The 21,082-nt window shown below is 40.5% G+C and carries 15 protein-coding genes; 7 read left to right on the top strand and 8 right to left on the bottom strand.

Annotated elements, in window-relative coordinates; all coding sequences use genetic code 11:
• Positions 1-183 precede the first annotated feature (183 nt).
• Both RMY32_RS14975 and mutL read left to right on the top strand, forming a co-directional pair.
• On the top strand, positions 184-1,233 hold the full coding sequence (locus RMY32_RS14975) for an adenosine deaminase (protein ID WP_322693277.1): 1,050 nt from the start codon (positions 184-186) through the stop codon (positions 1,231-1,233).
• Positions 1,234-1,635: 402 nt separating this feature from the next.
• Complete coding sequence (gene mutL / locus RMY32_RS14980) at positions 1,636-3,381, top strand: DNA mismatch repair endonuclease MutL (protein ID WP_322708909.1); 1,746 nt, start codon at positions 1,636-1,638, stop codon at positions 3,379-3,381.
• 119 nt (positions 3,382-3,500) lie between these two features.
• Here mutL and RMY32_RS14985 read toward each other — a convergent pair whose 3' ends face one another.
• The 6 genes from RMY32_RS14985 to RMY32_RS15010 form a co-directional block, all read right to left on the bottom strand.
• Positions 3,501-3,632 carry a hypothetical protein gene (locus RMY32_RS14985; RefSeq protein WP_322708910.1) on the bottom strand — a complete coding sequence of 44 codons (132 nt, stop codon included), beginning with the start codon at positions 3,630-3,632 and terminating at the stop codon, positions 3,501-3,503.
• Between the two features lie 107 nt (positions 3,633-3,739).
• Positions 3,740-5,020 (bottom strand): hypothetical protein, encoded by a 1,281-nt coding sequence (locus RMY32_RS14990; RefSeq protein ID WP_322708911.1) that lies wholly within the window; start codon positions 5,018-5,020, stop codon positions 3,740-3,742.
• Positions 5,020-5,409 carry a hypothetical protein gene (locus RMY32_RS14995; RefSeq protein ID WP_322708912.1) on the bottom strand — a complete coding sequence of 130 codons (390 nt, stop codon included), beginning with the start codon at positions 5,407-5,409 and terminating at the stop codon, positions 5,020-5,022. The genes RMY32_RS14990 and RMY32_RS14995 overlap by 1 nt, the downstream gene beginning before the upstream one ends.
• Positions 5,410-5,732: 323 nt before the next feature.
• Positions 5,733-9,176, bottom strand: a complete 3,444-nt coding sequence (locus RMY32_RS15000; protein ID WP_322708913.1) for a CHAT domain-containing protein — start codon at positions 9,174-9,176, stop codon at positions 5,733-5,735.
• 104 nt (positions 9,177-9,280) lie between these two features.
• Positions 9,281-9,643: a hypothetical protein gene (locus RMY32_RS15005; RefSeq protein ID WP_322708914.1), complete on the bottom strand. Its 363-nt coding sequence runs from the start codon at positions 9,641-9,643 to the stop codon at positions 9,281-9,283.
• Between the two features lie 1,053 nt (positions 9,644-10,696).
• Positions 10,697-10,879, bottom strand: coding sequence for a CsbD family protein (locus tag RMY32_RS15010; RefSeq protein WP_322693288.1), 183 nt, complete (start codon positions 10,877-10,879; stop codon positions 10,697-10,699).
• A 586-nt stretch (positions 10,880-11,465) separates the two neighbouring features.
• On the opposite strand from RMY32_RS15010, the gene RMY32_RS15015 reads away from it, so the two are divergent.
• The 5 genes from RMY32_RS15015 (at position 11,466) to RMY32_RS15035 (ending at position 16,891) form a co-directional block, all read left to right on the top strand.
• Positions 11,466-12,353: a TIGR02587 family membrane protein gene (locus RMY32_RS15015; RefSeq protein WP_322708915.1), complete on the top strand. Its 888-nt coding sequence runs from the start codon at positions 11,466-11,468 to the stop codon at positions 12,351-12,353.
• Positions 12,350-12,748 (top strand): TIGR02588 family protein, encoded by a 399-nt coding sequence (locus RMY32_RS15020; protein WP_322708916.1) that lies wholly within the window; start codon positions 12,350-12,352, stop codon positions 12,746-12,748. Before RMY32_RS15015 ends, RMY32_RS15020 begins: the two co-directional genes overlap by 4 nt.
• A gap of 482 nt (positions 12,749-13,230) precedes the next feature.
• Positions 13,231-14,025, top strand: coding sequence for a hypothetical protein (locus RMY32_RS15025; RefSeq protein ID WP_322708917.1), 795 nt, complete (start codon positions 13,231-13,233; stop codon positions 14,023-14,025).
• Positions 14,026-14,427: 402 nt separating this feature from the next.
• The gene (locus tag RMY32_RS15030) at positions 14,428-15,648 is read left to right on the top strand and encodes an MFS transporter (protein WP_322708918.1); all 1,221 of its coding nucleotides are present in this window, start codon (positions 14,428-14,430) and stop codon (positions 15,646-15,648) included.
• Positions 15,649-15,892: 244 nt separating this feature from the next.
• Positions 15,893-16,891 (top strand): hypothetical protein, encoded by a 999-nt coding sequence (locus RMY32_RS15035; protein ID WP_322708919.1) that lies wholly within the window; start codon positions 15,893-15,895, stop codon positions 16,889-16,891.
• Positions 16,892-16,956: 65 nt separating this feature from the next.
• On the opposite strand, the gene RMY32_RS15040 is transcribed toward RMY32_RS15035, so the two are convergent.
• Positions 16,957-19,089, bottom strand: a complete 2,133-nt coding sequence (locus RMY32_RS15040) for a bluetail domain-containing putative surface protein (protein ID WP_322708920.1) — start codon at positions 19,087-19,089, stop codon at positions 16,957-16,959.
• A 240-nt stretch (positions 19,090-19,329) separates the two neighbouring features.
• Positions 19,330-20,775: a deoxyribodipyrimidine photo-lyase, 8-HDF type gene (locus RMY32_RS15045; protein ID WP_322708921.1), complete on the bottom strand. Its 1,446-nt coding sequence runs from the start codon at positions 20,773-20,775 to the stop codon at positions 19,330-19,332.
• Positions 20,776-21,082 lie beyond the last annotated feature (307 nt).

Raw genomic sequence — 21,082 nt, forward strand, 5'->3', positions numbered from 1 at the left:
TCAACCCTATCTAATTCCAAGCCACCAAATCGTTTGCGCAGTTTACAGGTCGGAGTATTTGTTGAAATTCAGATGTAGGGAAACCTCTACTCCAAACAAGTTAGAGCAAAATTTTTTTGAAGACAAATTTTTATTTCGATGTTTTTGTTACAATCATTGAAATTTTTACCTAAAAATACCACTATGGCTTTATACGCTGAATTACATAGACATCTAGGCGGCTCGGTTGTACCACGAGTTTTATGGCGATATTTCGAGCGACATTCTGCGGAGTTAATTTCCCGCTTTGCTGACTATTCAGAATTTGAAGATTTTTATACCCGCCCACGTAACACCCTAGACGAGTATCTAGAATTACACACTTTGGTAGAAAGCGTGCAAACTGTAGAGACTTTGCCTTACTTTATCTATCGCTTGGTGCGGGGTGCTTACATATTTGAAAATTTGGCTTATCTGGAACTGCGCTACACTCCTTATTTGCGGACACCTGAGCATCTGAGTCAATCTGCAAGAATTGACAAGATGGCAGAAATTGTGCGAGTAGTAGGACTTGCCAGCCAACAGCCAGAATATCCCATTGTTACTAGCCAAATTCTCTGTATGCATACGCGCCTACCTTATGAGGTGAACAAGGCGATTGTTGATTTGGCGGCGCAAAATAAACAGTATGTCTGTGCAGTAGATGTAGCCGGAGGTGATAGTTATTACGCCGATCGCTTAGAAGAATGGATTAGCTTATATGATTATGCGCGATCGCTGGGCGTTAATACCACGGGACATCTATATGAAACCACTGCTGGTTGTTACCCAGAACTGTTACCATATTTGATGCGGATTGGTCACGGCATTCAAATTCCGCTACTATATCCAGAGCTACTTAATGATGTCGCTAGACGCGGACAATGTTTGGAGGTTTGTCCGACAACTTACCTAAAAACTGGAACTTTGCAAGATATACGTCAACTCAAATTAGTTTTTGACCGTTGTCTTGATGCTGGGGTTGATATTGCTATCTGTACTGATAATGCCGGATTGCACAATGTGCGTCTACCGTTTGAGTATGAGAATCTCTTGACTTACAACATTATTAGTTTTGAACAACTACAAGCTTGTCAAGATGCGGCTTTCCGTCATGCTTTTGCTTGGCCTTACAGTCAACGTCCTGCATCACTGTTGAACGGTTTGCTCAAACCTGAACCAGCTAAAATTTTGTCCATGAGAGATAGTAATTAACGAATCGCCTAAAGATATTCATAAAGTAATACCAATTTTTTATAAAGCTGCATAGAATTCGATCCCCCCTAGCCCCCCTTATAAAGGGGGGAACCAGAAAAACATATCAAACTCCCCCAATTTATCGGGGGATTTAGGGGGATCTAGATATGTGTAACTTCACATTAAATTGGTATAAGGTGATTTAATGTTAATTAATGTTGCAATTACTAATTTTTTCTGATGCCATAGAAAAAGTTGTAATACACAATAGATATCTTGCAATAATTAATGTTTTAGAAATTAAACCACAGATGCACACAGATAATTTATCAGTGTTTATTTGTGGTTCTTTTTTTGCTGAGAAAGGATTCTTGCTAGAAGTCGTATATAGTGTGCGCCAGAAGCTATAAACTATAATTTATGGCATTTACTATTCAAGCTCTACCGACAGAAGTTGTACATCTCATTACAGCTGGAGAGGTAATCGACTCTTTAGCCTCTGTGGTGCGGGAATTGGTAGAAAATTCCCTAGACGCAGGTGCAACGCGAATTGTGGTTTCTCTGTGGCCGCAGCAATGGCGAATTCGGGTGGCAGATAATGGCTGTGGAATGAACCTAGATGATTTGCAACAAGCAGCCACAGCCCACAGCACTAGTAAAATTCGCTCTAGTGCCGATTTGTGGAAAATTAACAGTTTGGGTTTTCGTGGTGAGGCGTTGCACAGTTTAACGACTTTGGCTGATTTAGAAATTTTGAGTCGTCCTTTGAGGGGAAATTTAGGATGGCGGATAATTTATGGCGATGGCGGGAAAGTTGTACAAGTTGAAGCAACTGCGATCGCACCTGGTACAGTGGTTACAGTTTCTCATCTTTTCGGTAATTGCTCATCTCGTCGTCAGGGATTACCCACAACAGCACAGCAAATGAAAGCTGTGCAAGCCACAATTCACCAAATTGCCCTCTGTCATCCCCACGTTACTTGGCAGATTTGGCAAAATGACCGTCAATGGTTCACCATCTGTCCGGCAGCGACAATTAGGCAATTGCTACCGCAAATTTTACCGCAAGTGCGACAAGGTGACTTGCAAGAAGTAAAACTCGAAATACCCAACCCACTAAACTCAGAACTTCTAACTCCCCACTCCCCACTCCCCACTCCCGACTCAGCACTCAGCACTCAGCACTCAGCACTAAATTTAGTGGTAGGATTACCCGATCGCACTCATCGTCATCGTCCAGATTGGGTACGTGTAGCTATCAACAGACGCATGATTAAGACACCGGAATTAGAGCAAACGATATTATCAGCATTTCATAGAACATTACCACGCGATCGCTATCCAATTTGTTTCTTACATCTTGCTATTTCCCCCGATCAAATTAACTGGAATCGCAATCCAGCAAAAACAGAAATTTATCTCAACGAAATCATTTATTGGCAAGAGCAAATTACCCAAGCAATTAACCAAGCACTCAGCATTTCTTCTAACAATCTCAAAGAAGCTGTTCACACAACACGAGTTAGTAAATTACTCAAAGCCGCAGAAGCAAAAGGTAGCTATAATTTCAATTCTCAAAATCCTAATGAAAATCCCAAAACTCCTAACTCCTCACTCCCAACTCCTTACTCTTTAAAAGCTGTCGCTCAATTAAGCAACACTTATATTGTGGCGGAACATTCAAGTGGGATGTGGTTAGTAGAACAGCACATTGCCCATGAGCGAGTTTTATATGAGCAATTGTCTGATAATTGGCAACTTGTCCCAGTCGAACCGTCAATAATTCTTTATCAATTATCGCCGGCGCAAGTATCGCAACTGCAACGCATCGGTTTAGAAATAGAACCCTTTGGCGAACAACTTTGGGCAGTCCGTAATATCCCCGCCCCTTTGCAGCAACGAGACGACTGTGCAGAAGCAATTTTAGAACTTAGTTGGGGAGGCGATTTACAAACAGCCCAAGTAGCTGTCGCCTGTCGCAGTGCCATTCGTAACGGTACACCGATGAATCAACAAGAAATGCAAACACTTTTAGATAATTGGCAACGCACTCGCAACCCTCGCACTTGTCCTCACGGACGCCCAATTTATCTATCTTTAGAAGAATCAGCATTAGCCCGGTTTTTCCGGCGGAATTGGGTAATCGGTAAAAGTCACGGAATTTGATGTTTTCAGTAAAACTTTTTTACCTAATTTCTGTCGAATACTATAACGGTTATCGTTTGCATGAAGTACATTTTTAAACCTTACCCCTAGCCCTGTCAAGGTGACAAATAACCGGATAATTATCGGAGTGCGATCGCTGTCCAAGTGAGCAAACGCATGGATACAATTTTTGAGCGATTTGTCGAATAAATTCGAGCGATCGCTTTATCTGACGTTTGTATTATCCAGGATGATAACTTAGAAACCATCATCTGCCGACCAGCTAACGAACAGCTTGTAAGATTAGTAGGAATAGATAATATTATTCACTCTACCCTCCCCTTATTTTCCGAAAATCCCTAGTTTGACGCGGCTGAATTTAACGACGAAGCCGGGGTAGGATTTTGGTTAGAATAATCCAGAAAACAAGGCTGGCGATCGCACCTGTGCCAATACTGTACCAAAAAGCTTTTGTTTGGTAGAAAAGAATATCTTTAGGTGGAGTTTGTTGAGCGAGAATGACAGAGGATGCAATCTGGCTTGTTGCTAGTCCAATACCAACAATCGCAATATTAGTGTTGAGGTTGCGATCGCGCTGTGCTTGCTCTATCTCCACCATGCCGCGAATTGTAGCGGTCAAGTTTTCTAATATTGCTAATCCTGGATTTAGACCGAGATAGTCTTTTTCTAATTGTACCTGATATTTTTCTTTGACTATCTTGCTAAATTCTTCTAAAAATTTCTCGGTTGTAAAATTGTCTTTACAGTGTTTTTCGTAGTTACGCTCATTAACTTCAACTGTGTGCTGTTGAGTTTGTAGCAGGTTTATATCTTGGATGTAATTAAATATAGTATTAATATTTTTTTGCAATTCGCTTTTTAGCTCTTGCAATCCTTTGGTTGATAAAGTTTTTAAATTATTCTGGTCTATTAAACTATGCTTATATTTCTCTAACAGCCTTAATTTTAGTTCCCGACCCTGTTCATAAGCCCAAAGGATTTTATGTCTACAGTAAAATAAGTATTTCCATGAATTATAAAATTTACTAGCTTTTTGAAATGTAGGTTCATCAGGATAGAAAACAACTATTACATGACTGTCTTTTTCAATTTTGTCCCAACGCCCTTCACTACGCCACATTTCATAGACTGTAGCGCCTAAAAATTCTCCTAAATTTTGATGTTGGTGTCCTTGTGGAATTATGGCTTTGTAAGCTTGATGAGCGTTTGCTTCAGGAATTGGGTTATTAGCTGGGTCTGTCCAGCCTGATATCATCCAAGTTTGCCCTAAGTAGCCATTTTCTGAAATTCCAGGTGCTAAATTGCCAATTTCTGGTATAAGGTTTAAATCTTTGATTTGAGTTAAGGTATGCTCAATATCAGATAATTCAACTTCTTGATCGATAGAGCAGCTATAACGTAAGCAGTTACTATCATCAAAATTCGCTTGACTGTAAGAACCATCAATAGCAGTTGAAATTTTCTTCCAGAAATCAAGGCGTTGTCGATCTTCATCGTTGGGTTTAGCTGAGAATCCCTTTTGTTTAAGTTGTTCTTTAAGTTGTTCTGCAAGCTTTGACCAATAATCTTGCGTATTGCTCGAAGTATCTGCAAGATTATAAATGAATAGGTCTAGGGTGAGATAGTCTATTTTAGACATTAAGAATTTTTGGCGATAATTTCTGATTTGTGCTTCTTAGCTTCAGCGCTGGAATCAGGATCTTTAAAAATTGCGATCGCAATATTGCTAAGATGATCTGTGGGTATTGTAGGTTGATTCTGCTGACTGGGTTTATCGTATTTGTTGAGTTCTTGAGTTGTATATTCCGTCTGAATATTTTTTCGTGCATTATAGTAAGACGCTTTAAGACAGTCGTTTTCTGCCAATTCTATCAAGCGGTTAAGGGCATCATCTTTTGATGATGTATTTGCAAGCATTTCACCAACTTTATTGATTTCCTGCTGTAAAGCTATTGGTAAAGAAGAATTTGATTCTACCAAAGCTGTTAAAAAGGCGCGGAGGGTGACTGTTTGTAGTGGGTTAAGCATAGGATGGAATAGGGGGTAAAGGAAATAAAGCTAATATCACAAGTAGTTGAGAAATCTTGCGTTTTACCCCACCCTAACCCTCCCCTTATAAAGGGGAGCCACTGCGTTGGGCGGCTTCGCCGACTTGAAGCATGTGGCGTGAGGGAACAACATTTTTTCTGTTTCCCCCCAATACATCGGGGGGATTAAGGGGGGTAATACGACTTGTGTATACACAGGGGGTTAGGGGTGCGATGACTGTGGGAATCATAACTAATTATGCGGACTAACTATAACACCTAAAATAGGTAAAAAGCGTTGGCTTTCCAACGAACTGGCTCATTTTACCCTGTTGTATTTGGTTTACCAGTTAAAATAAAGCCAGCCGAATAATAAGGATGAGCATAGGGATGTTCGGTAGATTCCTTTTTCTTTGTGTCATCTTCAATAATTTCCGCTTCTGTTTTCAGATACGCTCTCGAATGAGGTTCATTCAATTCCTTGGCTAAGTCTCTATACCACTTAGCTAAATCTTTATAGGTTAACTGACGTAGCCAATCTTTTGCTTTTCTCAGTGCTATGGTAGGGGTTTGTCTTTGCTTAAGTAACTGGTAAAATTTAATTATGAGTAAAGTAGTGGGAAGTTCATCGACTCTCCAAAGAGTACTAACAACGTTGTTTGCTCCCTTAGCAATAAACCCACTTACTAAACCAACATATTCATCAATTATCCTCTCTTTGCTAAATTCCTGGCTAGTGATCCCAGTTTCGCAAGCAGAAAGACAAATGAGTTGATACTTTCGTAAGTCTAATTCTTGACACTCAAAAATGTCACCCAAAGTCAATTTCTCTGTGTCTGCTAACGCTAAAGCTGATTCTCTCGGCCGATCTAAAATGTGATAGCCATGTCCTGTAAAGTGAAAGTAACCTTCATACTCTCCTAAAGCTTTGATTAAGTTAGTTTTTGTTGCAGGCGGGTCTGGCAATTTACCATAACTTGGATATAGGTGGTAAAGAGCAGCAGATTGAATTATTGTATAAGAAAGCTTATTTAAGTGCATTTCTATATTCAGAAGTTTTTGGCTATCGGTATTTTCGCTGTTTGATGGCAATTCCAACAACTCCAAGCCAATCTGAAAACTTGGTAAGTAAGTAATGATAAAATCTTTATCTTTAAACAGATAATCTAGGGGTAATAGGTGTAATTCCCGGTGGGGAATGAGAATCAAATTATCAACATCTTGGAGATCGTCTTGAACAATGCGTTTAATTTCTAGAATTTCGCCAAGAGTTTCCAACATAGATTTCATATTTTTCCGCCAAGGAGTCGTTTCTTTATCTGTGTTAGAAACCTTACAGTAATCCTGATAAGACTTTTTCCATTGCTGCATCCAGCTTTCAAAACGCTGAAGCTGATAAAAATAAGGGCTATTGCCTCCCTGTTGTGATTCGCTTGGCAATTGTGGTTGCAGGATTTTTAGCGGTTCATTATGTTTGATAATGAAAGTAGTGATAGCAATAGGGCTGAAATGCCAGTAAATTGCCGCAGTTTTGGGATTAAGTAGTTTTTGTGTCTGTTTAAAGTCAAACCCGGTAGGCGGTTGATAAATTGAACCTTCCCTCAGCCAAGCAAGGCAAGTATTCTTGCGTACCTCTGCTGTTTCTAAAGCTTCTATGTGTTTCTCTGGATCTGTTGACTGTGCAAGGATATCTACCCGCATTTGATTAAAAGCCGCTAATTTTCTGTCTATCTTGATTCTCGCTTGCTCTGATTTGGGTTCTCTGTTCAATTCTTCTAGCTGCTGAGTTCCTTTCTCCAAATTTTTCTGGAATTCTTCAGGGTTATCCCATGAATATACTTTCAGTAATTCTTGTAAGAATTGCAAGTATTGCTCTGGAAAATTATCAAATGTCAGGAACTCAAGGGCTTCTTCATAGCTTTTTTTTGCTTCAGATAAATCTGAGAAAAGACTTGGTTGTTGCATCATGTAATATTGCAACTGTTTCGATTTTTTAAGACGCAATTCGATAGTAGTTTGTTGATCGTTAGGTGTTGGTATCTGTACCGAAATTTTTACAGCAGCTTCCTCATTTAGAGCAGATATGTTTACGAAACCCTGATTCTTATTCCAAGCTTCCCACCACTGAGGATCTATACAGTTAAGAGCGCGATTATAAAATTCAATGGCTTCTGTATCTCGCTTTAACTTAACGAGTACATTTCCTTTGTTAACCAAAGCTTCATGCTTATTTGGTTTGAGTTCGATGGCTTTGTCGAAAGATGCAACCGCTTCTTCGTAGCGTCTCCAATCCCTCAGCACATTCCCCCGGTAGTACCAAGCCTCATCGTCGTCTGGTTTAATTTTCAGTGCTTGGTCGAAAGATGCAACCGCTTCTTCGTTGCGTTTCAAAATCCCCAAGGCAATTCCCCGGATGTACCAAGCCTCATGATTATTTGGATTAATTTTCAGTGCTTGGTGGTAAGATTCTATTGCTTCTTCGTAGCGTTCTAAAATCCCCAGGTTAATCCCCCGGATGTACCAAGCTTTATCGTCGTCTGGATTAATTTTCAGTGCTTGGTGGTAAGATTCTATTGCTTCTTCGTAGTGTTTCAAAATCCCCAAGGCAATCCCCCGGATGTACCAAGCCTCATCGTTATTTGGATTAATTTTCAGTGCTTGGTGGTAAGATTCTATTGCTTCTTCGTAGCGTTCCAAATTCCGTAGAGCAATTCCCCGGATGTTCCAAGTTTTATCGTCGTCTGGATTAATTTTCAGTGCTTGGTCGTAAGATTCTATTGCTTCTTGGTAACGTTTCAAATCCATAAGGGTAATCCCCCGGATGTTCCAAGCCTCATCATTATTTGGATTAATTTTCAGTGCTTGGTCGTAAGATTCTATTGCTTCTTTGTAGCGTTCCAAATCCGAGAGGGCAATCCCCCGGATGCACCAAGTTTTATCATTATTTGGATTAATTTTCAGTGCTTGGTCGTAAGATTCTATTGCTTCTTCGTAGCGTTCCAAAATCCCCAGGTTAATCCCCCGGATGTACCAAGTCTTATCATTATTTGGATTAATTTTTAGTGCTTGGTGGTAAGATTCTATTGCTTCTTCGTAGCGTTTCAAATTCCGTAGAGCAATCCCCCGGATGTACCAAGCTTTATCATTATTTGGATTAATTTTCAGTGCTTGGTTATAAGATTCTATTGCTTCTTCGTAACGTTTCAAAATCCCCAAGGCAATTCCCCGAATGTACCAAGCCTCATCGTTATTTGGATTAATTTTCAGTGCTTGGTGGTAAGATTCTATTGCTTCTTCGTAGCGTTTCAAATTCCGTAGAGCAATCCCCCGGATGTACCAAGTTTTATCATTATTTGGATTAATTTTCAGTGCTTGGTCGTAAGATGCAACAGCTTCCTCATAGCGTTGTAATTTATTTAATGCAATTCCTCTACCTTGCCAGTCTTCTGAATCTTGAGGAGTAAATGCGATCGCTCGATCAAAATCTGCTTGTGTTTGCTGCGGGTCAATTTTTTGGTAAGCCAATCCTCGCCATACTAGCGCCAAAATGTAGTTTGGCTTAATTCTCAAAGCTTTGTTCAGGTATTCAATAGACTCGTGGTGTTGTTCCAGACGATAACAAGTTAGACCCAACCCATAACTTACTTTGGGGTTTTCCGGTTCTAGTACAGCAGCTTGCTGAAAAATCTCTAAAACTGCTTGGTACTCTCCCCGATTCAGTTGGTTGTGTCCTTGCTCTAGTAAACTTGCTACGCTAGGATTTGGCATTATTACCCAAAGTCCAATAATTTAATTGATATCATAACTTATTGGCTAAATAAGAAGCTGTTTATACTAGGGCTTACGCAGTATCACCGCATAAGCCCTGTTTATCAAACAACAGCCCCTTGTTTAGGCTGACGCACCGGACGCTTGCGATCGCTTCGACGAACGCCCCCCGCCATTTTGTACTCATCGCTATTTTTGCCATACTTTGCAGCTACACTCAGTAACATGTGTTCTGTTAGTTGCATCAGCGACTTTTCGGTAACTTCTAAGGCTTCCTGAGTCATATCTACGGTGGAGAGGCTTGAGTTATAAGCTTCCAACTTGTCTTGCGTTGTTTTAATGAGGGTTGCAAAGGCGTCAATTGTTACCCCATTCCCTAAGTCTAAGGTGGGACTGATCGATTTCAAAGCCGCAATCCTACGCTGCGCTCTATCAATTACTTTAGACCCGCGTTTTAGACGTGACATAAATCACCTTTCTGTTATTAATAATGCACCAGGATAAAAACTGACTTCTAGCCTGGACTGTACAGCACTAGGATAAACAGAATTAGGGTTAATTGACACCCGCATTATTCAGTATAATTTGACTTTTATACTACAAACATTTTAAATTTTTTTACGTAAATTCTTGTAGGTTGCCCAAATTCAATAAACGACTACCCGAATTCAATAAACGACTACCCGAATTCAATAAACGACTACCCGAATTCAATAAACGACTACCCGAATTCAATAAATGACTACCCGAATTCAATAAACGACTACCCGAATTCAATAAACGACTGCCCGAATTCGATAAACGGCTACCCGAATTCAATAAACGACTGCCCGAATTCAATATATGGCGCTTCTTGAATAGAAGCAATACACTTTGACCTCTCTCCAAACCTCTCCTAAAAGGAGAGAGGCTTTAAATCTTACTCCCCAACGCTAGTAGGGAAGGGGCTGGGGGTTAAATCTGTATTACACTTAACACAGAAGTGCTATAAGAACTTAGCAAACTTGCTTTTATTAAATACAGAAGCGATGGCAAAGCCATCGCTTGCCGTAGGATGCCCGAACGCGAACAGCGTCTCCTTTAGGAAAAGAGCTGTAGGGCGATCGCAAGAATTGAACCAACACAAAGCTTAGACGTAAAGCGGCGAGTCAACAGACATCGCACAAAAATTTACACCAATTCCTCACGCTTAAATCTATGTAAAAGTATTTATAAAACTGTTGATAAGTATAAAAATATACTATACATTCAAATAAGAAAGGCGATCGCGGACTCTTGGCCGAGGGCGATCGCCTTTCATTTAACCCCTACAAAAAGCTGTGGAGCAACTCTAGAAGACTTGTGTGTACACCGTAGCCTTTATTAAGGGGAGGGTTAGGGTGCAATACAGTTCAGTTAAGCTCACCTTCAGATTTTACGCGATAAAAAACCCCACTAACTTATAGAAAGTGGAGCAATCAAGTTACAAATTTAGGAGTTACTCATCGTTAAAATCGCTATTTACCCTAGACAAGCGATAATTATTCTAAAGCTTTCTTCAGTTCGTCTTTAATATTTTCTACGGTGTGATCGATTTGGGCTTCAGCTTGCTTTGCTTGTCCTTCAGTTTTATCTTGTGGATTACCTGTGACTTCACCCACAATCTCTTGAATTTTTCCTTCAATATTTTTTGCAGTCGCTTCTATTCTCTTTTCGACACTCATGGTTTTTATCTCCAGCTTGTAGTTGATTTAGAGAACTCCAAAGATAACAAGACTTACGCAACTGGCATATTATTTTCAGTTCGTAGTGTTCGCGCACTTGTACTGATCAAAGCCGAAGTAGCGTCTCGAACGCGAGTACGTCTCTTTTCGAGAAGAGAGGACTTTAATCCTCAAAATAAAGGCTAGAGCTGCTTACTACAAACTACAAATCCGATTTTTTTGTGACACTTGCGAAGTCTTAGATAAATTACTACTACTTGCAAAGTGGGACGAAAAGCCCGCCCATTTCACGGGACGGGCAAGACGCTCACCCTACAAGTAATAAAATATTGCTTATCTTATTACTTGTAAGTCCCTAAAGCTATTACATAATCTAACAGCTATGTATTGTTTTTTACTTCCATCAACCGAGAGAATATTTTGGTAAATAATATTATCTTAAGATAGATGCCGATCGGTACTGTAGCAGATCGTACAAAACATGAAAATCTGATAAATAAAATTTATATATATTAAAAAAATAACTTTTTCGCAGATAAATGAATTATAAATTAAAACAAAATTTAAATAAAAGGAAAATAAAGGAGTGCCAACGAAAAGTCAAAAAAATGTTTGGAAGAATGAGATTAATGACATCATTCGAGGTGCTTGTGGAGGTTTTTTGTTTGGCATACCCTTGCTGTACACAATGGAGGTTTGGTGGATTGGCTCGCTGGCAAAAGCACAATTTATCATGACGGCGATCGCATTAATGTTTATTGTGGTTTACTTGCTCAATCAAATAGAAGGCTTTCGCAAACGCAGATATAGCTGGCTAGCTGCTCAAACCGCAATCGATACCGTCGAAGCGATCGCGATCGGCATAGCTTGTTCTGCCTTTGTGCTATTACTATTGCGAGAATTGACACCAGAAACCTCTCTAAAGGAATCTTTAGGTAAAATCATCTTTGAAAGTGTGCCGTTTGCTCTTGGTGTAGCATTAGCGAATCAATTGTTGGGAGAAACTGAAAACAGCAATGGAAAAGGACAAGGAAGCGATCGCGAAAATAACACAACCAAAAACAAAAGTGATGAGTTACACGCCACTTTTGTGGATGTGGGTGGAACCCTGATTGGTGCAACCATAATTGCATTTAACATCGCTCCCACAGATGAAATTCCTATGCTTGCAGCCGCAACCTCTCCACCTTGGGAATTGGCAATGATCGCCGCATCTTTGCTGATTTCTTATGGCATTGTATTTCAGGCAGGTTTTTCTAACCAGCAAAAACGTAAAGAGCAAAAGGGAATTTTTCAACGACCATCGAGCGAAACTATTATGTCCTACTTAGTATCATTGCTAGCAGGCGCTTTTATGCTGTGGTTCTTTCAAAAATTAACTTTTAGCGATCCCTGGACAATGTGGTTAGATCACACATTGATACTGGGTTTACCCGCAACCATTGGTGGTGCAGCCGGAAGGTTAGCAATATGAGTAAAACAGAACAACAACCAAAGCGCTCAATAGCTGAGTGGATAACATTCAGCATCGCCTCATTTATCTTAGCAATCATTGTGAGTCTAGTAGGCTACACTTGGCTGAACGAAAAAAATCAACCTCCCATCCTTTCTGTCACTAAAAAACAAACAATTCGAGAAATTAATGGCCAGTTTTATGTTCCTTTTGAAGTTGTGAATAATGGAGGAGATACAGCTGAGTCAGTTCAGATTATAGCTGAGTTAATGATTGACGGCAAAGTTACAGAAACAGGAGAGCAACAGATTGACTTTTTATCTAGTAGAGAAAGCGAAGAAGGCGCATTTATATTCAGCCATAACCCGCGCCAAGGTCAGTTAAATCTACGTGTTGGTAGCTATAAATTGCCATAAGGTACTGACATAGAATTTTAATAAATAGGTAATCGTATTTTTTTCTCTCACCAGAGATATAAAATTGGATTAACTATTTTTAAGTATATTTCATCAGAAATTTATAATTGCGATCGTTGTAATATGGGACTATTACGACGATCGAATACATTTGATCTACAAAACTATAAAGGTATATTTTATATCTATCGTTGCTGGTACTCCCTTAACGATAACTTTTTGCTAGGGAGTAGTAGTGACAAGTATATTTTTACTCGTGGAGGCAATAATAATATCTCTACTAATCTGGAAATAACCTGATTGATGCTGGAGAAGACAATAACAAGTTGGTTAGTAATGGCGGTAATGAAACATTTAAGCTCAGTTGGAGCGATCGCAGCAGTTGCTTTCACTCTCTCGATCTGAGCAAAGCATTGTCTGAACGTGAATATTTAATTGTTGCATTTGATGATATTATCTTAAAAAATTAAGGAGAAACCTTTGTGGAAGTTACGATAAATAAATTATTTAAGTTATCTGTAAAATATTTTTCAGCGATCGCAGCTATAATAACGGTTCTTCCATTACCAGTTAAAGCCGCTACATTTTTAGTAACTGAGCGCGCTGGTTTAGAAGGCAATGATGAAGTTAATTGGGAAAGTTTAGGTAAAGTATTTAATCCCTCTGCCCCTAATTTTTCTGCTTTTTTACCTAACTCTTTTTCAGCGACATCGCAACGTGGTTTAGGCTTGGATATAAATATAACTCCAACTAATAAGCCTCAAATTACTCCACCATTTGTTTTTCAAACTTTACCTCCACCTGGCATTCGGAGTAACTTCGCTCTAGGTGATTTTATTCTCTTCGGAGGTATAGATCCAACAGGTTTTATTCCTCTTCCTCCCGGTACTCCCGATCCTGGTACTCAGGGGAACGGCGGCCCTTTTTCGATTAGTTTTGCCCAGCCGGTTTTTGGCGCTGGAACTCAGATAGCTGTAGACACTAGTAAATTGAAAATTGAAAATTCGATCGCCGCTTTTGATAAAGCTAATAACCTATTGGGTACTTTCTCAGTTCCAAATCTTTCGTCCTTAGCATTAGATAATTCGGCAGTATTCTTGGGGATTCGTAGTAATACTCCAAACATCTCACGACTTGTTTTTAGCAGTTCTGCTCCACAATACGGCTTGGCTATTAATCAGGTAAGTATTCTTGCAACTCCCGAACCAACTTATACCTTAGCCATATTAGCTTTTGGTATTTCAGGTGGTGTTTTGAAACGACGTAAAACTTCTTGACACTCGCACTGCATTGAAATAGTTTTCATTTAATAAGTTAGACATAAGTTAGAGATTTCGGACATACTCTAACTTATGTAAGTAACGTAAGTTTCAGATAATTCTTGTCTTTAACCAAGTTCAACTCAATGTTATACAAAGAATTAGAAAACATCATAGACGCTAAGATCCAAAAAGCTATACGGAAGCACGAGATTATAGTTGCTTTCATTAGTAGTATTATTGGCTTGATTTTTATTATGGGTTTGTTCCATGCTATTTTGCTCAACCACACTGAAATTCAAACACTTTGCTTGTACTGATGACTGTTTGTAATTAATAGATTTTTACAATCAAGCATTCCCAAATGTCCTTAAAACTAATTTAATTCACACATCTTTTTTATAAAATGGAATTGCCCAGATGGAGAGTAAAAATAATCGCAGGGCTATATTCGTCTTATTTTTGACTGTATTTATAGACTTGCTCGGCTTCGGAATTATTCTGCCGATACTGCCTTTGTATGCCGAACAATTTGGTGCAAAACCTAATGAAGCGACTTTACTTGTAGCTATTTATTCTTTAATGCAGTTCTTATTTGCACCATTATGGGGCAGATTTAGCGATCGCTACGGTCGCCGTCCGATTTTATTACTGACTTTATTCGGTTCGGTAATTGCATACGCAGGCTTAGGTTTTGCCAACTCTTTATGGATTTTGTTTATTGCTCGTAGTCTAGCTGGGATTATGTCAGGGAATATTGCCACTGCTCAGGCGTACATAGCAGATATTACTACGCTAACTAATCGAGCTCGTGGTATGGGTGTAATCGGCGCAGCTTTTGGTCTTGGCTTCATTCTCGGCCCAGCGATTGGAGGTCTTCTAATCGGGTCAGATCCGAACAACGCTAACTTTCATCTACCGTCGTTGTTTGCAGCCGGATTATCTTTATTAGCATTTCTTTGTGCTTTGATATTACTTCCAGAATCTCTAAATTCTGAGACTAAAGCCAAAATTCAACTTCATCGCCACCGTCAGCAATCCCTAAACTTGTTACAGTTGTCACAGCGATCGCAGTTTTGTGTACTTGTTGGCATCTACTTTTTAGTCACCTTTGCTGTTGCAGCTATGGACTCTACATTAGCTTTATGGTCTAAGCAGCAATTAAATTGGGGCCCTCAACAAGCTAGTTATCTTTTTGCCTTCATGGGGATTGTCAGCACAATCATTCAAGGAGGACTAATCGGATTTCTCAAGAAAAAATTAGGTGAAATCAAGTTACTTATCTTGGGAATATTAGGATTAGGTTTAGGATTATTGTTAATTGGATTCTCGCAAAGCTTAATTTTATTATTAGTCGCCGCCACACTTGTGGCATGGGGAATTAGCGTCAGCCAACCAATATTGAACAGCTTGATTTCCCAGATAACATCCCCAGAAGAACAAGGACAAATATTAGGAATTGCCAGTTCTTGCTCTGCATTGGCACGCATCGCTGGGCCAACATGGGCAGGGGCGAGTTTTATGAAATTTGGAACTTCTGCTCCTTTTTTGAGTGGATTTTTAGTAACGCTAGTAGCTTTAACTCTTAGTTTTCGAGTAACTAAAAGTGCATCTGAATCAAAAACAGAACGTATCGCCTGACAATCTTGATTTCAAAGTTTAACAATTTTTTGAAACAGCCTTGGATTAACGTGAGTTCGATGAACCTCTCCCTCCCAGCCTCCCTCTCCCACGGGGAAAGGGAGGAGAAACGAGAAATTAGGGTTTTGGCTCCCCTCTCCGTGTCGGAGAGGGGTTGGGGGAGAGGTCAAAAAAGGGCTTGTCGAACTCACGTTGTATTAAAAATTTTTAATCAAAAATCTAAAATCTAAAATCTAAAATTACTATGACTGGTCGCCGAGTATTATTTTTAGGTATCTTTGTAAGCATCCTCCTCACCTACGGAATTTGGATCGGTGGGAGCATTCCTGCAAGCATTATCAAACTTCCTGACCAAGGATTAAACTGGTACTACTGGAAACTTCCCCAACCAACCTTTTGGAGTCGAGCAACGGCTTGGGGTATGTACATTGGGCATCAGTTTAGCATCTGGGCGTGTATCTTGTGGGCGCAGCGATGGCTACGCCCGCCGCAGGCATCGCAGTTGAAATACAAATCAACGTTGCACCCGATAAATTACCTCATGCTTGCTATTAATAGTGCATTCATTGCTTTACACTTTCTCCAAACATATATTTGGTACGATGCTCTAGCTCAAGATACTTCAATTTGGGCTTCTCAAGGTGCAGTTGTACTTTTACTAGTCTTCGTACTGATTTTAGAAACACCTCGACGCGGTTTATTTTTTGGCAATTCTGTTCCATTCCATCAACAGTTTTTGCAAATTATCAAACTGCACCACGGCTATTTTTTCTCCTTCGCCGCTATCTACACCTTCTGGTATCACCCAATGGAAGCGACTTTGGGGCACTTAATTGGTTTTCTCTATATGTTCTTGCTTCTGCTCCAATCTTCCTTGATTTTTAACCGCACCCATGTAAACCGTTGGTGGACATTTACTTTGGAGGCTTCAGTGCTTTTACATAGTGTAATCGTGTCATTAATATTAGGACAAAGCAAGTGGCCCACATTTCTCTTTGGTTTTTTTGGTATTCTCGTGCTTACTCAGCTTCACGGTTTACCTGTGGGTATCTGGACTAAACGTACTATCTACGGAGCCTTTTTAGTGAGTGTCCTGGCCGTTTATGCACTGACTGAACGCGGCTTGGGCAGAATTTACGAAGTAACCTACATTCCTCTGATTGAGTTTGGATTAGTTGGCACAATTTACTTAATCTTTCTACTCATCTTATGGACAATTTCTCGTTTACCAGTCAAGACGTAAGTAATATATCGCTACGGACTTGTGTTCTGCACCAACGAACTCTAGTTTTGGTCAGCAGCATAAAGTTAGACAACTGCTAAATTATTCAAGCTGCCTTTGTAGCCACTAATCTCAATCACAGCATCCGTGAGGGCAGAGAATCCATTAGTGTTATCGTTGAGTGCTAGAAAAGTCTGCACCTTATTGCCTGTACCAAGGGTAAAAGTTGCCGCACTTTGAGCTACAAAAGCAGTTGCAGTCAATATCTGTTGTACATCGAAAAGATTTAGACTCGCAACAGTGCCAAGTTGAACTAAATTATCAGCGCTAACTGCATATAGCCCATCAATTTTATCTTGAGAAATGTTCAAGTCAGTTATTTTATCAAAGCTAGACAGCAGCGAATCACTCAGACTACTGAACACAAATTTATCAGATCCACAACCGCCTATAAGGGTATCACGCCCAGCACCACCATTGAGGATATCATTACCATTACCACCAACTATTTTGTCATTTCCGGCTAATCCAAAGAGTTGCTCGTTGCCGTTTTTGCCGGAAATTCGATCGTTACCAGCCCCACCACTGAGTTGATCTGCACCGTTACCACCGTTTAAAGTAATCTTTGGCACATTTGTGTCTGTGGTGGTTTTGCTAGTTAATTGACCATTGGTATCATACAGATAAGTGGCAACTGCATCAGTAATGCCATCACTGTTGTTGTCAATATCTGCGGAAATTAGTTTGCCATTGCGATCGTAGTTGAAAGTGGTAATTTCATCAGGGATGCCATTATTATTTTTGTCAGCTACCTGTGCAGAGAGTTTGCCGTTAGCATCGTAACTATAAGCGGTGACTCGATCAAAGATGCCATCATCATTATTGTCAATTTTTTGTGATTTCAAGTTGTCGTTAAAATCGTAGCTGTAGATGCCAACTGCATCAATTACACCATCATTGTTGAAGTCATAGCTAGCGGATGCGCGTCCATAAGTAAAGGTTTGGACATCATCAACTTTGCCGTCGTTGTTGGTGTCACGGCTAATGGATGTCAACTTGCCCTTGGCATCATAAGTAGAGGTTACGACAAAATCAACTTTGCCGTCGCCGTTGTTGTCAATGCTCGTGGATATCTTGTTGCCCTTGGCATCATAAGTAGAGGTTTCGACAGAATCAACTTTGCCGTCGCCGTTTTCGTCAATGCTCGTGGATGTCTGGTTGCCCTTGGCATCATAAGTATAGGTTCGGACATAATCAACTTTGCCGTCGCTGTTGTTGTCATCGCTAAAGGATGTCTGGTTGCCCTTGGCATCATAAGTATAGGTTTGGACAGAATCAACTTTGCCGTCGCCGTTGTAGTCATAGCTAATGGATGTCTCGTTGCCCTTGGCATCATAAGTATAGGTTCGGACATCATCAACTTTGCCGTCGCCGTTGTTGTCACGGCTGGTGGATGTCTGGTTGCCCTTGGCATCATAAGTATAGGTTTGGACAGAATCAACTTTGCCGTCGCCGTTGTAGTCAGCGATCGTGGATATCTTGTTACCCTTGGCATCATAAGTAGAGGTTTCGACATCATCAGCTTTGCCGTCCCCGTTGTAGTCAATGCTCGTGGATATCTTGTTACCCTTGGCATCATAAGTAGAGGTTTCGACAGAATCAACTTTGCCGTCGCCGTTGTAGTCATGGCTAAAGGATGTCTGGTTGCCCTTGGCATCATAAGTATAGGTTTGGACATCATCAACTTTGCCGTCGCCGTTGTTGTCACGGCTGGTGGATGTCAACTTGCCCTTGGCATCATAAGTAGAGGTTTGGACAAAATCAAGTTTGCCGTCGCCGTTTTCGTCAGTGCTCGTGAATGTCAACTTGCCCTTGGCATCATAAGTAGAGGTTTGGACAAAATCAAGTTTGCCGTCGCCGTTGTTATCATTGCTAATGGATGTCAACTTGCCGTTGGCATCATAAGTAGAGGTTTGGACAAAATCAAGTTTGCCGTCGCCGTTGTTATCATCGCTAATGGATGTCTCGTTGCCCTTGGCATCATAAGTAAAGGTTCGGACATAATCAACTTTGCCGTCGCTGTTGTCGTCAACGCTCGTGGATGTCCGATCGTAGCGGTAGGTAATAACTGAGTCTATTATCCCATCACTGTTGTTATCTGTCCTCTCAGATATCACTTTGCCATCGACATCGTAAGTGTAAGTTGTGGTTGAGGTCATAAATTGGTGTTCCGTTATCTGTTTGATTCCAGTTGTTTTACTACTACATTTATCATTTCATTTGTCAATGCGTAAGAGAGATACAGCAGTTTTCTTTTGCATGAGGTACAAATTCACTGGTTTTGAGGCAGGAGGCAGCTATGCTGGAGGCAGGAGGGAGAAGAATAATTTGATTTGCGAATCCTTGGTTCTGTACCTCATTTAGTTGCAAAGTGCTGTAATATTAAAAAATTCACAATTTTACTCACCACTATTAAGAGTTTTTTGCTGTTGATAACGCAGTTTGAACTGCTGTTGCTGTACTTTATGATCCACAATTGGATCGGGATAGCCAACAGCATGACGTTCTGAAGATGAAATTTTACCAGTAACTAAATATTCTGTATCTACAGACCGCAATTCTGACACCCATTGCCGGATATATTCTCCCTCTGGATCGAATTTTTGTGTTTGGCTGGCTGGGTTAAAAATCCGCACAGGTTTGGGGTCCATACCGCTAGAAGCACTCCATTGCCAACCACCATTATTGGCAGATAAATCACCATCAATCAGGTGTTGCATAAAGTATTTTTCTCCCAATTGGGGATTAATTAGCAAGTCTTTAGTGAGGAAACTGGCAACAATCATCCGACAGCGGTTATGCATCCAGCCGCTTTCGTTTAACTGACGCATTGCTGCATCTACAATGGGGTAGCCTGTTCTCCCTTCACACCAAGCTTGAAAATGTTCTTCGTTTGTTTGCCAAGGAAAGTTCTTAAAGGTGTCGCGGAAAGCACCATCAGCTAATTCCGGGAAGTTATACATTGCGTGTTGATAAAACTCCCGCCAAGCTAATTCCTGTTGCCATGTGCGGATATTAACTGCTGTTTCCTCACTGCGGCTATTTTCCAGTGCTTCTACCGTGGCTTGCCAAACGGTGCGAATGCCAATTACGCCAAATTTCAAAGCTGCACTCAGTTGTGATGTTCCGTCCACTGCGGGGAAATTGCGCTGTTCTTGATATTCAGTAATGGCTTTATTAGTAAATTCTTCTAATCGTTCTTGTGCCGCCGCTTCTCCTGGTGAAATAATCAAGTCACCATCCCAGATGAATCCTAAATCTTTTGCTGAAGGTAGTGCGATCGCTCCTGCAACTTTGGCACTTTCTTGTTCAGCTTCCGTCAATCCCTCAACATTTTGCAGTGTTTCTACTGGTTGAGCTTTCGGTTTGGCAATCCAATTTTTCCAGAAGGGTGTGTAAACCGTGTAAGGATTGTTACTACCCGTGCGTAACTCCTCTGGAGAGTTGAGGATTTGATCCCAGTTTTGGTTAAGAAACTCAATACCTTTTTCTTTGAGGGCATTTCTAATGGTGTGATCGCGTTTTTGTGAATAAGGTTCTACATCCCAATTCCAAAAAACAGCTTTAGCATTTATTGCTTCGGCTAAAGTTGGTATCGCTTGTACAGGATCGGCGTGGAGGATTAACAACTGGCTACCAACTTGAGCATATCGCTCTTGGAGTTTCTGCAAACAACCAATCATATAAGTTACTCTCACAGGAGCAACATCATCCCGTTCCAGAAGATTCGGATCGAGGCAAAACACGCCCACCACCTTCGGACTTTGCCGTTTTGCCGCAGCCAGTCCCGTATTGTCAGAAATGCGTAAATCGCGCCGATGCCAAAACAGAATTAAGTCAGACATTCCATGCTGGATATAGTTCACCCGTACTAGCTTAGATGCTAGTGGTACCAATAAGCATCATTCTGGCGATAAATTTATTCTTTTAATGGGTATTAGGAATTAGGAATTGGGCATTGGGCATTGGGCATTGGGCATTGGGCATTGGGCATTGGGCATTGGGCATTGGTTATTTTTGTTGTCCCTCTAAAATTCTGATCTAAGGAAGCCTTATCTTAGTTCTTGTATACATTCTCTATTGCCCTATTCCCCATGCCTCATTCCCCGGTTTCTCAGTCGGAAATAGTGGCTTTTCATCTCAAAATTGAGT

Origin of the sequence: Nostoc sp. ChiSLP03a, assembly GCF_034531215.2 — a bacterium.
GTDB lineage: Bacteria > Cyanobacteriota > Cyanobacteriia > Cyanobacteriales > Nostocaceae > Nostoc.

Coding starts and splice junctions, on each gene's coding strand:
- mutL (WP_322708909.1), top strand. CDS start 1,636: ATGGCATTTACTATTCAAGCTCTACCGACAGAAGTTGTACATCTCATT.
- RMY32_RS15020 (WP_322708916.1), top strand. CDS start 12,350: ATGAGTAAAACAGAACAACAACCAAAGCGCTCAATAGCTGAGTGGATA.
- RMY32_RS15000 (WP_322708913.1), bottom strand. CDS start 9,176: ATGCCAAATCCTAGCGTAGCAAGTTTACTAGAGCAAGGACACAACCAA.
- RMY32_RS14990 (WP_322708911.1), bottom strand. CDS start 5,020: ATGTCTAAAATAGACTATCTCACCCTAGACCTATTCATTTATAATCTT.
- RMY32_RS15035 (WP_322708919.1), top strand. CDS start 15,893: ATGACTGGTCGCCGAGTATTATTTTTAGGTATCTTTGTAAGCATCCTC.
- RMY32_RS15040 (WP_322708920.1), bottom strand. CDS start 19,089: ATGACCTCAACCACAACTTACACTTACGATGTCGATGGCAAAGTGATA.
- RMY32_RS14995 (WP_322708912.1), bottom strand. CDS start 5,409: ATGCTTAACCCACTACAAACAGTCACCCTCCGCGCCTTTTTAACAGCT.
- RMY32_RS15030 (WP_322708918.1), top strand. CDS start 14,428: ATGGAGAGTAAAAATAATCGCAGGGCTATATTCGTCTTATTTTTGACT.
- RMY32_RS14975 (WP_322693277.1), top strand. CDS start 184: ATGGCTTTATACGCTGAATTACATAGACATCTAGGCGGCTCGGTTGTA.
- RMY32_RS15010 (WP_322693288.1), bottom strand. CDS start 10,879: ATGAGTGTCGAAAAGAGAATAGAAGCGACTGCAAAAAATATTGAAGGA.
- RMY32_RS15005 (WP_322708914.1), bottom strand. CDS start 9,643: ATGTCACGTCTAAAACGCGGGTCTAAAGTAATTGATAGAGCGCAGCGT.
- RMY32_RS14985 (WP_322708910.1), bottom strand. CDS start 3,632: ATGATGGTTTCTAAGTTATCATCCTGGATAATACAAACGTCAGATAAA.
- RMY32_RS15045 (WP_322708921.1), bottom strand. CDS start 20,775: ATGTCTGACTTAATTCTGTTTTGGCATCGGCGCGATTTACGCATTTCT.